At 69.6% G+C, this 12,508-nt stretch carries 11 protein-coding genes; 9 read left to right on the forward strand and 2 right to left on the reverse strand.

From position 1 onward, the window contains the following. Positions 1–105: 105 nt before the first annotated feature. From eccD to ACF1CT_RS33860, 6 genes are all read left to right on the forward strand, one after another. Positions 106–1,599: a type VII secretion integral membrane protein EccD gene (eccD, locus tag ACF1CT_RS33835; protein WP_391787851.1), complete on the forward strand. Its 1,494-nt coding sequence runs from the start codon at positions 106–108 to the stop codon at positions 1,597–1,599. 225 nt (positions 1,600–1,824) lie between these two features. Continuing rightward, on the forward strand, positions 1,825–2,112 hold the full coding sequence (rpsO, locus tag ACF1CT_RS33840) for a 30S ribosomal protein S15 (RefSeq protein ID WP_376245714.1): 288 nt from the start codon (positions 1,825–1,827) through the stop codon (positions 2,110–2,112). A 331-nt stretch (positions 2,113–2,443) separates the two neighbouring features. After that, entirely contained in the window at positions 2,444–4,660 is a 2,217-nt protein-coding gene (locus ACF1CT_RS33845) for a polyribonucleotide nucleotidyltransferase (protein WP_391787852.1), read from the forward strand. Beyond that, entirely contained in the window at positions 4,657–6,036 is a 1,380-nt protein-coding gene (locus tag ACF1CT_RS33850; RefSeq protein WP_391787853.1) for a M16 family metallopeptidase, read from the forward strand. The genes ACF1CT_RS33845 and ACF1CT_RS33850 overlap by 4 nt, the downstream gene beginning before the upstream one ends. Positions 6,037–6,062: 26 nt before the next feature. Continuing rightward, positions 6,063–6,815 carry a 4-hydroxy-tetrahydrodipicolinate reductase gene (gene dapB / locus ACF1CT_RS33855; RefSeq protein WP_391787854.1) on the forward strand — a complete coding sequence of 251 codons (753 nt, stop codon included), beginning with the start codon at positions 6,063–6,065 and terminating at the stop codon, positions 6,813–6,815. A gap of 12 nt (positions 6,816–6,827) precedes the next feature. Beyond that, complete coding sequence (locus ACF1CT_RS33860) at positions 6,828–7,337, forward strand: hypothetical protein (protein WP_391787855.1); 510 nt, start codon at positions 6,828–6,830, stop codon at positions 7,335–7,337. 73 nt (positions 7,338–7,410) lie between these two features. Here ACF1CT_RS33860 and ACF1CT_RS33865 read toward each other — a convergent pair whose 3' ends face one another. Together ACF1CT_RS33865 and ACF1CT_RS33870 are read right to left on the reverse strand one after the other, a co-directional pair. After that, positions 7,411–7,962, reverse strand: a complete 552-nt coding sequence (locus tag ACF1CT_RS33865) for a hypothetical protein (protein ID WP_391787856.1) — start codon at positions 7,960–7,962, stop codon at positions 7,411–7,413. A 187-nt stretch (positions 7,963–8,149) separates the two neighbouring features. After that, on the reverse strand, positions 8,150–8,386 hold the full coding sequence (locus ACF1CT_RS33870; RefSeq protein ID WP_391787857.1) for a hypothetical protein: 237 nt from the start codon (positions 8,384–8,386) through the stop codon (positions 8,150–8,152). Between the two features lie 186 nt (positions 8,387–8,572). Here ACF1CT_RS33870 and thyX point away from each other — a divergent pair, with 186 nt between their 5' ends. The 3 genes from thyX (at position 8,573) to ACF1CT_RS33885 (ending at position 12,177) form a co-directional block, all read left to right on the forward strand. Continuing rightward, positions 8,573–9,310: an FAD-dependent thymidylate synthase gene (gene thyX / locus ACF1CT_RS33875; RefSeq protein ID WP_391787858.1), complete on the forward strand. Its 738-nt coding sequence runs from the start codon at positions 8,573–8,575 to the stop codon at positions 9,308–9,310. 152 nt (positions 9,311–9,462) lie between these two features. Further along, a complete protein-coding gene (gene dapA, locus ACF1CT_RS33880; protein ID WP_391787859.1) occupies positions 9,463–10,362 on the forward strand; it encodes a 4-hydroxy-tetrahydrodipicolinate synthase in 900 nt (299 codons plus the stop codon). Positions 10,363–10,491: 129 nt separating this feature from the next. Then, positions 10,492–12,177 carry a ribonuclease J gene (locus tag ACF1CT_RS33885; RefSeq protein WP_391787860.1) on the forward strand — a complete coding sequence of 562 codons (1,686 nt, stop codon included), beginning with the start codon at positions 10,492–10,494 and terminating at the stop codon, positions 12,175–12,177. Positions 12,178–12,508 lie beyond the last annotated feature (331 nt).

The following is a 12,508-nucleotide window of genomic DNA, read 5'->3' on the forward strand; positions in this document are numbered from 1 at the left end:
GACGTCGCTCCGCGAGACGGCGATCCTACTTGCAGACCATCCGCACCCCTCCCGGTAGGGTGGCGCGCGCATCGTGCGCAACCGCGAATCAGGGGGACCAGACACGTGAGTTCGACCGCAGCGACGGGCTTCTGCCGGGTGACTGTCGTGGCACCCGACAGCCGGATCGACGTGGCGCTGCCGGAGGACATCGCCGTCGCCGACGTCTACCCGGAGATCCTCCGCCTCACCGGCCAGAGCCAGGCGACCGGCACACCCACCGGGTACCACCTCGTCCGCCGCGACGGCACGGTCCTCGACGGCGCGCGCACCCTCGCCGCCCAGCAGGTCCTGGACGGCGAACTCCTGAGCCTGCGGCCCTTCGCGCAGTCCCTGCCGCCCGCCGTCTTCGACGACGTCTCCGACGCCGTCGCCTCCGCCGTCACCCGCGACCGCCATCTGTGGAGCGACGACCTGCTGCGCGGCGCCGGCCTGGTCGGCGGGGTCCTCCTGCTCGTCCTGATGGGCTTCGTGCTCTGGTTCGCCGACCCGGTCCGGCACGACATGCACAGCCTGCCCGGCATCGTCGCCGGCTCGGCGGGACTCCTGCTGACCGCGTACGCCGGGGTGCGCGCCCGGGTCTACGGAGACCGGGCCACCGCCGTCGCCCTCGGACTCGGCGCCCTGCCGCTGGTGCTCATCGCGGGCTCCGGCATCATCGGACCCGATACCGGCCAGGGGCCCGGCAGACTGCAGTTCCTGCTCGGCTGCGTGGCGGTCCTGATCGCCTCCGTCACGCTGGTCGCCCTCACCCCGAGCGGTGACGCCCCGTTCGTCGCGGCGACGTTCCTCGCCACCGTCGGCACCCTGGCGACCTTCGCCGCGATCCTCACCGAGGCGTCCGCCACCGAGACCGCCGCCGTCTGCGCGCCGGTCGCCCTCGGCCTCGTCGCCTTCCTGCCCGGCCTCTCCGCCCGTTTCGCCCGGCTGCCCATCGGATACGCCTCGCCGCGCACCGCCACCGGCGGCTACGACGACAGCCTCACCGGGCCCGACACCGACCCGGAGGAGACTCCCGCCGCCCCGGGGACCCCCGTCGACGCCGACCGCATCGCGGCCCAGGCCCGCCGCGGCCACGAGATGCTGCTCGGCCTCGTCGGCGGCTGCGCCGCGGTCGTCGTCGGCTGCGCCGCGGTCCTCGGCTTCTCGGACAACGTGTGGGGGCAGCTCCTGGCCCTGGCCGCCGGGCTCGCGATGCTGCTGCGCGCCCGCCTCTTCCGGTACACCGCGCAAGTCGCCTGCGTCCTGGTGGCGGGCATCGCCGCGGTCGCCCTGCTGGTCCTCGGACTCTCCCTGAACCCGCCGACCGACCTGGTGTTCGACCTGGTCCGGTACGGGGACCGCAGTTCCCTGGACATCCGTACGATCTGGCTCTCCGCGGCCGTCGCCGCCGGGGCCGCGCTGCTCACCGCCATCGGCCTGATCATCCCCCGCAAGGGACTCTCGCCGTTCTGGGGCCGCCTCCTCGACCTCGCCGAGAGCGTCGTCCTGCTCTCCCTGGTCCCGCTCTGCCTGGCGGTGCTGGACGTCTTCACGAGGGCCCGCTCCCTGGCCGGCTGACCGGCCCGCGGTCCGCCCCCGGCCGTCCGGGCGCCGCCGTCCCCGCGCCCGGACCCGGCCCGGTCCGCGGGGACTGGTACGCTGTGTGACGGCCGTTTGTGTACGCCCTCCCGGAGCATCCTGGGAGCTGCGCCCATCGGACCCTCGCCCCCGAGTAACGGAAGCCCCCCTGGGACATGACCAGGGGCACTCGCGGGCGCATCGAACACCGAAGAGGAGTACCGCGTGTCGCTCGACGCCGCTACGAAGAAGCAGATCATGGCCGAGTTCGCCACCAAGGAGGGTGACACCGGTTCCCCCGAGGTCCAGGTCGCGATGCTGTCCCGTCGCATCTCGGACCTGACCGAGCACCTCAAGACGCACAAGCACGACCACCACTCCCGTCGTGGTCTGCTGATCCTGGTCGGCCAGCGTCGCCGCCTGCTGCAGTACCTGGCCAAGAAGGACATCCAGCGCTTCCGTGTGCTGGTCGAGCGCCTCGGCATCCGTCGCGGTGCGGCCGGCGCCAAGTAAGTCGTCGTGAAGGGAGCGGTTCCCACCACTGAGGGGGCCGCTCCCTTTGCTGTACGTACAGTTGTGCGTACATGCGCATGTACGGGTCGAGACGGGTCGACCCGCGCGACCGGAATGCCAAGCCGGGACGAATCTCAGTAACCTGGTCGCAGAACGACCCCACGGACGAGCGAGAAGCGGACTCCCCGCCGCCGGTCCTCGGTAGTGGCCCCCGGACCATTCACCGGGTGCTTCGATCGAAGACCGGCCCGTCGAAGGAGCGCTTCTCCGCAGAGCCCCCCGCCACACGGGCGTGAGGGCGAGAAGACGATATGTATCGGAGAGAACGCTAGTGGAGAACGAGACCCACTACGCCGAGGCCGTCATTGACAACGGCACTTTCGGCACCCGCACCATCCGCTTCGAGACGGGCCGCCTGGCCAAGCAGGCCGCCGGCTCCGCCGTCGCGTACCTGGACGACGACACCATGGTGCTGTCGGCCACCACCGCTTCCAAGAAGCCCAAGGACCAGCTCGACTTCTTCCCCCTGACGGTGGACGTCGAGGAGCGGCAGTACGCCGCGGGCAAGATCCCCGGCTCCTTCTTCCGCCGCGAGGGCCGCCCCTCCGAGGACGCCATCCTCACCTGCCGCCTGATCGACCGGCCGCTGCGCCCGTCCTTCAAGAAGGGCCTGCGCAACGAGATCCAGATCGTCGAGACGATCATGGCGCTCAACCCCGACCACCTCTACGACGTGGTCGCGATCAACGCCGCCTCCTGCTCCACGCAGCTTGCCGGCCTGCCCTTCTCCGGCCCGGTCGGCGGTACCCGTGTCGCCCTGATCAAGGGCCAGTGGGTCGCCTTCCCGACGCACACCGAGCTGGAGGACGCCGTCTTCGACATGGTCGTCGCCGGTCGCGTCCTGGAGGACGGCGACGTCGCGATCATGATGGTCGAGGCCGAGGCCACCGAGAAGACCATCCAGCTCGTCAAGGACGGCGCCGAGGCCCCGACCGAGGAGGTCGTCGCCGCCGGTCTGGAAGCCGCGAAGCCGTTCATCAAGGTCCTCTGCAGGGCCCAGTCGGACCTCGCCGCCAAGGCCGCCAAGCCCACCGGAGAGTTCCCGGTCTTCCTGGACTACCAGGACGACGTCTTCGAGGCGCTCGCCTCCGCCGTGACCTCCGAGCTGGCCCAGGCGCTCACCATCGCGGGCAAGCAGGACCGCGAGGCCGAGCTGGACCGGGTCAAGGAGATCGCCGCCGAGAAGCTCCTCCCGGCCTTCGAGGGCCGCGAGAAGGAGATCTCCGCCGCGTACCGCGCGCTGACCAAGAAGCTGGTCCGCGAGCGCGTCATCAAGGACAAGGTCCGCATCGACGGCCGCGGCGTCACGGACATCCGTACGCTCGCCGCCGAGGTCGAGGCCATCCCGCGGGTGCACGGCTCGGCGCTGTTCGAGCGCGGCGAGACCCAGATCCTGGGCGTCACCACGCTCAACATGCTCCGCATGGAGCAGCAGCTGGACACCCTCTCCCCGGTGACCCGCAAGCGCTACATGCACAACTACAACTTCCCGCCGTACTCCGTCGGCGAGACCGGCCGCGTGGGCTCGCCCAAGCGCCGCGAGATCGGCCACGGCGCGCTCGCCGAGCGCGCCATCGTGCCGGTGCTGCCGTCGCGCGAGGAGTTCCCCTACGCGATCCGCCAGGTCTCCGAGGCGCTGGGCTCCAACGGATCGACGTCCATGGGCTCGGTCTGCGCCTCCACCATGTCGCTGCTGAACGCCGGTGTGCCGCTCAAGGCCGCCGTCGCCGGTATCGCCATGGGCCTGATCTCCCAGGAGATCGACGGCAAGACCCACTACGTCGCCCTCACCGACATCCTCGGTGCGGAGGACGCCTTCGGCGACATGGACTTCAAGGTCGCCGGCACCAAGCAGTTCGTGACCGCGCTCCAGCTCGACACCAAGCTCGACGGCATCCCCGCCTCGGTCCTGGCCGCCGCGCTGAAGCAGGCCCGCGACGCCCGCCTGCACATCCTCGACGTGATGAACGAGGCCATCGACGTCCCGGACGAGATGTCCCCGAACGCGCCGCGGATCATCACCGTCAAGATCCCGGTGGACAAGATCGGTGAGGTCATCGGCCCCAAGGGCAAGATGATCAACCAGATCCAGGAGGACACCGGCGCCGACATCACGATCGAGGACGACGGCACCATCTACATCGGTGCCGCCGACGGACCGGCCGCCGAGGCCGCCCGCGCCACGATCAACTCGATCGCCAACCCGACCATGCCGGAGGTCGGCGAGCGCTACCTGGGCACGGTCGTCAAGACCACGACCTTCGGTGCGTTCGTCTCCCTCATGCCCGGCAAGGACGGCCTGCTGCACATCTCGCAGATCCGCAAGCTCGCCGGTGGCAAGCGTGTGGAGAACGTCGAGGACGTGCTCGGCGTCGGCACCAAGGTCCAGGTCGAGATCGCCGAGATCGACTCCCGCGGCAAGCTCTCGCTGGTCCCGGTCGTCGAGGGCGACGACGAAGACGAGAAGAAGGACGACGCCGCCAAGTGACGTCCCGTAGTTCCACGACGACGGCCCGTGCCTCCTCGAAGGCGCGGGCCGTCGCCCGTACCCAAACGCTTCTCCGGGGCACCAACGGCATCGGGACGGTCCGCCGCACCGTCCTGCCCGGCGGCCTGCGGGTCGTCACCGAGACCCTGCCCTCCGTCCGCTCCGCCACCTTCGGGATCTGGGCCAACGTCGGATCGCGCGACGAGACCCCCGCCCTGAACGGCGCGACGCACTACCTCGAACACCTCCTCTTCAAGGGCACCACCCGGCGCAGTGCCCTCGACATCTCCGCCGCGATCGACGCGGTCGGCGGCGAGATGAACGCCTTCACGGCGAAGGAGTACACCTGCTACTACGCGCGGGTCCTCGACACCGACCTGCCGCTGGCCATCGACGTCGTCTGCGACATGCTGACCGGCTCGCTGATCACCTCCGAGGACGTCGACGCCGAGCGCGGCGTCATCCTTGAGGAGATCGCCATGACCGAGGACGACCCGGGCGACTGCGTGCACGACCTGTTCGCGCACACCCTGCTCGGCGACACCCCCCTCGGCCGCCCGGTCCTCGGCACCGTCGACACCGTCAACGCGCTCGACCGGAACAGGATCGCCCGCTTCTACAAGAAGCACTACGACCCCACCCACCTGGTCGTCGCGGCGGCCGGCAACATCGACCACGCCACGGTCGTGCGCCAGGTCCGCAAGGCGTTCGAACGGGCCGGCGCGCTGTCCCGCACGGACGCCGCCCCGGTCGCCCCGCGCGCGGGCTCCCGCACCCTGCGCACCGCGGGCCGTGTCGAACTCCTCAACCGCAGGACCGAGCAGGCCCACGTCGTTCTCGGCATGCCGGGCCTGTCCCGCACCGACGAGCGCCGCTGGGCCCTCGGGGTCCTCAGCACCGCCCTCGGCGGCGGCATGAGCTCGCGCCTCTTCCAGGAGGTGCGGGAGAAGCGCGGCCTCGCCTACAGCGTCTACTCGTACACCTCGGGCTTCGCCGACTGCGGACTGTTCGGCGTGTACGCGGGCTGCCGTCCCGGCCAGGTCCACGACGTCCTCAGGATCTGCCGCGACGAGCTGGACCGGGTAGCGTCCGAGGGGCTGAGCGACGAGGAGATCGGCCGGGCCGTCGGGCAGCTCTCCGGCTCCACGGTCCTCGGCCTGGAGGACACCGGCGCGCTGATGAACCGCATCGGCAAGAGCGAGCTGTGCTGGGGCGAGCAGATGTCGGTCGACGACATGCTGGACCGGATGGCACAGGTCACTCCCGATGACGTCCGCGCGGTCGCGGGCGAGGTCCTCGGACACCGCCCCTCGCTCTCCGTCATCGGCCCGCTCAAGGACAAGCAGGCCGACCGCCTCGAAGAAGCGGTCTCCTGACCTCTACTCGTAAGGAAGCAGAGCACATGAGCAAGCTGCGCGTTGCCGTTCTCGGCGCCCAGGGCCGGATCGGATCCGAGGCCGTCCGGGCCGTCGAGGCCGCCGACGACATGGAGCTGGTGGCCGCCCTGGGGCGCGGCGACAAGCTGGAGACCCTCGCGGAAGCCGGCGCCCAGGTCGCCGTCGAACTCACCACCCCCGCGTCGGTGATGGGCAACCTCGACTTCTGTGTCCGGCACGGCATCCACGCCGTGGTCGGCACGACGGGCTGGACCGACGAACGGCTCGCGCAGCTGCGCACCTGGCTGGAGGGCTCCCCGGAGACCGGGGTGCTCATCGCACCCAACTTCTCCATCGGCGCCGTCCTCACGATGACGTTCGCCCAGCAGGCGGCCCGCTACTTCGAGTCCGTCGAGGTCGTCGAGCTGCACCACCCCAACAAGGTCGACGCCCCGTCGGGGACCGCGACCCGCACGGCCCAGCTGATCGCCGAGGCCCGGCGGAAGGCGGGCCGTGCCGCGCAGCCGGACGCCACCACCACCGCCCTCGACGGCGCCCGCGGCGCGGACGTCGACGGGGTCCCGGTGCACGCGATCCGGCTCCGCGGACTCCTCGCCCACCAGGAGGTGCTGCTCGGCGGCGAGGGCGAGACCCTCACCATCCGGCACGACTCCCTGCACCACAACAGCTTCATGCCGGGCATCCTGCTCGGCGCACGCCGCGTGGTGACCACTCCGGGCCTCACCTTCGGCCTGGAACACTTCCTCGACCTGAACTGACTGAGACCCGTCATGCGCGCAAAGATCACGTACTTCGTCACCGCCGCCGTCCTGGTCTTCTACTTCGTCCTGGTCGGCAGCCGCGGCTTCCTGCTCATCGAGCACGGCACCCTGCTGACGGTCACCTTCGGGGTCGCGGTGCTGATCCTGCCGGTGATCGGGGTCTGGTTCCTCTGGAAGAACACCCAGTTCGTGGCACGGGCCAACGCGCTGGCCGCGGAACTCGACGCGGAGGGCGGCCTGCCGGTCGACGAACTGGTCCGGACCCCGTCCGGCCGCGTCGACCGCGACTCGGCGGACGCCGTGTTCGCCCGGCGCCGCGAGGAGACCGAGGACGCCCCGGACGACTGGCGCTGCTGGTTCCGTCTGGCCGTCGCCTACCAGGACGCCAGGGACACCCCCAGGGCCCGCAAGGCCATGCAGCGCGCCATCGCGCTGCACGCGCCGGGCACGAAGCCCTCCCGGGCCCCCGGGGCCGACGGAGGCGCGAAGACCGCGGGCTCCAGCCCCTCCGGCGCCTGAGGACCTGTCCCGCGCAACGGCCCGGGCCCGGTGACCGCCTTCGGTCACCGGGCCCGGGCCGTTCCCGTACGTCTCAGTCCCGCCGGTACTCGTCGCCCCATGCCTCGATGGTGTCGGCGGCGCGGTCGAACGCCTCGGTCCGGCTCAGGAAGTCCGCGTTGCTGTCGGTGAGCAGGGGCGGAACCTCCGCCCCGTCCTGTCGTACGACGACCAGCGCCTGCCCCTGAATCGTGCGGGGGAGGCCCAGCCACCTCACGGGCTGCTGAACGGTGCGCACCGCCACGATCTTGTTCCACGGCAACGTCGCCGTCGCGAGGAACCCGACCCGGCGCACGCCGTGCCGGCTCACCCAGGTGCCCATCCGCAGCAGTCGCAGGGCGCAGACGATGATCACGGCGGCGAGCCCCAGACACACGGCGGCCCCGGTCGGCGCCCCGGCGAACACGATGACCATCCCCGCGAGGAGGACGAACGAGGCGAGCAGCAGCAGACCGGCCGCACCCGCCACCCGCCAGGGCCCGGGGCGGTACGGGCGCCGCCAGTTGTCGTGGTCGTCGAACGGCAGCGCTACGTCCTCAGCGCTCGCGTCAAACGCGCGGTCGGCCGTCAGGAAGGGCAGGGGCACGACTGATCCTCACTCACAAGCACGCTCGATTGCTGTGCCCGGTGAGGCTACCGAGGAGATCACCCGCCGGACCACCCGAGGGGGCCTGTACGGGGGCGGAGCCCCTCGGAGCCTGTCGGGTGGCCACTGACCGGGCGGACGCGGCCTGCCGCGTCCGCCTTCCGGCCGAAGGTCACCCGGCAGGCTCTCAGTGACCGTTCGACGCCTCGGTCTGCTGGGGGTGTGTCTCGCTCTGCGGACTCAGCGCGGGCAGCCCGAGGACCAGCGACCCCACGAGACCCGCGACGACCGTGAGCCCGACGAGCGAGCGCGCGGCCAGCTGGGAGACGCTGGCGCGCTCCCGCGGGGGCGGGGTGATGTTGCTGCGGAATCGCTCGGACTCGGCGACGAACGAGAACGGGACGGATTCACGCCGGCGGAACATGAGGAAGCTCTCCTTGAACTCGTGTACCGATGCTGCTATCAGGACAGACGTGCAACAGGCCCGTTTGGTGCCCCGAATCACCGAATTCGTCGAAGAAATCCACCGACGGCCCTTCCCGTCCCCGTTGTCGGTGGCGGCCCGTAGAGTGGGCGCCGCCCGAGCGACGCAATTGGAAGGACCCCGCCGGTGACCGAGACCCCCGAACCCGCAAAGCCCAGCTTCCGCAGCGATGTCACCGTTGACCTGGTGAAACACTCCGCGGGCGACGCCGACGTCCTGTTCGCGGCCCGTGTCTCCACGGCCGGCGAGCAGTCCCTGGAAGAGGTCACCAAGGACCCCGAGCGTTCCAAGGGGCTCATCAACTACCTGATGCGCGACCGCCACGGCAGCCCGTTCGAGCACAACTCGATGACCTTCTTCATCAGCGCCCCGATCTTCGTGTTCCGTGAGTTCATGCGTCACCGCGTGGGCTGGTCGTACAACGAGGAATCGGGTCGCTACCGTCAGCTGGAGCCGGTCTTCTACGTCCCGGACGAGTCCCGCAAGCTCGTCCAGCAGGGCCGTCCCGGGAAGTACGAGTTCGTCGAGGGCACTGCGGCCCAGCAGGAGCTCACCGGCCGCGTCATGGAGGACTCGTACCGGCAGGCGTACGAGGCGTACCAGGAGATGCTCGCCGCGGGAGTGGCGCGCGAGGTCGCCCGGGCGGTGCTCCCGGTCGGGCTGTTCTCGTCGATGTACGCCACCTGCAACGCCCGCTCGCTGATGCACTTCCTCGGTCTGCGCACCCAGCACGAACTGGCCAAGGTGCCGTCCTTCCCGCAGCGGGAGATCGAGATGGTGGGCCAGCGGATGGAGGAGCACTGGGCCCGGCTGATGCCCCTCACCCATGCAGCCTTCAACAAAAACGGACGTGTCGCCCCGTAGGCGGTGTCCATATTGCGGCGTTTCGTGAAGTTCATCTAGGCTGATCAAACGGACCCGGCACTGCTTGAACCCCCGAGCAGGCAGTGCCGGGCTCCTATCGCGTGTCCCCCCGAGGGGTCCTCGGGTACTGAGCAACGAGTAGCGTGTTACCCATGGCTCCGATCTCCACTCCGCAGACCCCCTTCGGGCGGGTCCTCACCGCTATGGTCACGCCTTTCACGGCGGACGGCGCACTCGACCTCGACGGTGCCCAGCGGCTCGCCACCCATCTGGTGGACGCAGGCAACGACGGCCTGATCATCAACGGCACCACCGGTGAGTCTCCGACCACCAGCGACGCGGAGAAGGACCAGCTCGTCAGGGCGGTACTGGAGGCGGTCGGGGACCGGGCCCACGTCGTCGCCGGCATCGGTACCAACGACACGCGGCACAGCGTCGAGCTCGCCCGCACGGCCGAGCGTTCCGGCGCCCACGGCCTCCTCGCGGTGACGCCGTACTACAACAAGCCGCCGCAGGAGGGCCTCTTCCGGCACTTCACGGCCGTCGCCGACGCCACCGGACTTCCGGTGATGCTCTACGACATCCCCGGCCGCAGCGGTGTGCCCATCGACACGGAGACCCTGGTACGTCTCGCCGAGCACCCGCGTATCGTCGCCAACAAGGACGCCAAGGGCGACCTCGGCCGCGCGAGCTGGGCCATCACCCGGTCCGGCCTCGCCTGGTACTCGGGCGACGACATGCTGAACCTGCCGCTCCTCTCGGTCGGCGCCATCGGCTTCGTCTCCGTCGTCGGCCACGTCGTCACCCCCGAGCTGCGCGCCCTCATCGAGGCGTACCTCGGCGGCGACGTCCAGAAGGCCACGGAGATCCACCAGAAGCTGCTGCCGGTCTTCACGGGCATGTTCCGCACCCAGGGCGTGATCACCACCAAGGCCGCCCTGGCGCTCCAGGGCCTGCCCGCCGGCCCGCTGCGCCTCCCGCTGGTGGAGCTCAGCGCCCAGGAAACGGCACAGCTCAAGATCGATCTCGCCGCCGGTGGGGTACAGCTGTAACCACGGACTTCATAACTGAATAAGAGAAGAACAACTGCAAGAGCGACATCGCAGACAACAGCAAGTGCACGAATGACATGCGCGCCACGTGCCCAAGCGGTACGTGGCGCGTGTGGTGAGGAGAGTCTTTTGAGTCATCCGCATCCTGAACTCGGCGCTCCGCCCAAGCTCCCCAAGGGTGGCCTCCGCGTCACCCCGCTCGGTGGCCTCGGCGAGATCGGCCGCAACATGACGGTCTTCGAATTCGACGGCCGTCTGCTCATCGTCGACTGCGGAGTGCTCTTCCCGGAGGAGGAGCAGCCCGGCATCGACCTGATCCTGCCGGACTTCACCACGATCCGGGACCGTCTCGACGACGTCGAGGGCATCGTCCTCACGCACGGCCACGAGGACCACATCGGTGGTGTCCCGTATCTGCTGCGCCTGAAGCCCGACATCCCTCTCATCGGTTCCAAGCTGACTCTCGCGTTGATCGAGGCGAAGCTCCAGGAACACCGCATCCGTCCGTACACCCTCGAGGTCGAGGAGGGCCGACGCGAGCGCATCGGTGTCTTCGACTGCGAGTTCATCGCCGTCAACCACTCCATCCCGGACGCCCTCGCGGTCGCCATCCGCACCCCCGCGGGCATGGCCGTCGCGACCGGCGACTTCAAGATGGACCAGCTTCCGCTGGACGGTCGGCTCACCGACCTGCACGCGTTCGCGCGCCTGAGCGAGGAGGGCATCGACCTCCTGCTCTCCGATTCGACGAACGCCGAGGTTCCCGGCTTCGTACCGCCCGAGCGGGACATCTCCAACGTCCTGCGCACGGTCTTCGCCAACGCCCACAAGCGCATCATCGTGGCGAGCTTCGCGAGCCACGTGCACCGCATCCAGCAGATCCTCGACGCGGCCCACGAGTACGGGCGACGGGTCGCCTTCGTCGGCCGTTCCATGGTCCGCAACATGGGCATCGCCCGTGACCTGGGCTACCTCAGGGTTCCCGCCGGCCTGGTGGTCGACGTCAAGACCCTCGACGATCTGCCGGACGACGAGGTCGTGCTGGTCTGCACGGGATCCCAGGGCGAGCCGATGGCCGCGCTGTCCCGCATGGCCAACCGCGATCACCAGATCCGGATCGTGCAGGGCGACACCGTGATCCTGGCGTCGTCCCTGATCCCGGGGAACGAGAACGCGGTCTACCGCGTGATCAACGGCCTCACCCGCTGGGGCGCCAACGTCGTGCACAAGGGCAACGCCAAGGTCCACGTCTCCGGACACGCCTCGGCGGGCGAGCTGCTGTACTTCTACAACATCTGCAAGCCGAAGAACCTGATGCCGGTCCACGGCGAATGGCGCCACCTGAGGGCCAACGCCGAACTCGGCGCCCTCACGGGCGTGCCCAAGGACCACATCGTCATCGCCGAGGACGGCGTCGTCGTCGACCTCGTCGACGGCAGGGCCAGGATCGTCGGCAAGGTCCAGGCCGGTTACGTGTACGTGGACGGCCTCTCCGTCGGCGATGTCACCGAGACCTCGCTCAAGGACCGCCGCATCCTGGGCGACGAGGGCATCATCTCGGTCTTCGTCGTGGTCGACAGCAGCACCGGCAAGATCACGGGCGGCCCGTACATCCAGGCCCGGGGCTCCGGCATCGACGACTCGGCGTTCAACGCCGTGGTGCCGAAGATCGAGGAAGCGATCAATAGGTCGGCGCAGGACGGAGTCATGGAGCCGCACCAGCTCCAGCAGCTCGTCCGGCGCTCGGTGGGCAAGTGGGTCTCCGACACCTACCGCCGCCGGCCGATGATCCTCCCCGTGGTGGTCGAGGTCTGACCCACGGGCAGAACTCCGGAGCGGGGCCCCCGATTTGCATCGGGAGCCCCGCTCCAGTACGTTTACGGCTCCGCCCGACCGGGAAGCACCACGCGCACTCGTGCGCTGTGGGGACGCCCGAACGGGGCGGGAAATTCCGACTCAGAAACTCTGATAAAGTCGGATCCGCCGAAAGGCAAAAGACCACTCCAACGGTCGACCGGAATTGAATTCCGAACCGGAAACGGAACGGAAAAAGAATCTGGTAGGGTTGGAATCGCCGGAAAGGGAAACGCGAAAGCGTGGAACTGGAAAGCGGCCCCGCTTCGACCGGGGGTCGGACACTGAAAAG

The sequence above is a fragment of the Streptomyces sp. NPDC014734 genome (assembly GCF_043083325.1).
Lineage (GTDB): Bacteria > Actinomycetota > Actinomycetes > Streptomycetales > Streptomycetaceae > Streptomyces.

Bases quoted from the DNA above. Each gene is read 5' to 3' on its own strand.
- dapB (WP_391787854.1), top strand. From the start codon at position 6,063: ATGAGCAAGCTGCGCGTTGCCGTTCTCGGCGCCCAGGGCCGGATCGGA.
- ACF1CT_RS33860 (WP_391787855.1), top strand. From the start codon at position 6,828: ATGCGCGCAAAGATCACGTACTTCGTCACCGCCGCCGTCCTGGTCTTC.
- ACF1CT_RS33870 (WP_391787857.1), bottom strand. From the start codon at position 8,386: ATGTTCCGCCGGCGTGAATCCGTCCCGTTCTCGTTCGTCGCCGAGTCC.
- dapA (WP_391787859.1), top strand. From the start codon at position 9,463: ATGGCTCCGATCTCCACTCCGCAGACCCCCTTCGGGCGGGTCCTCACC.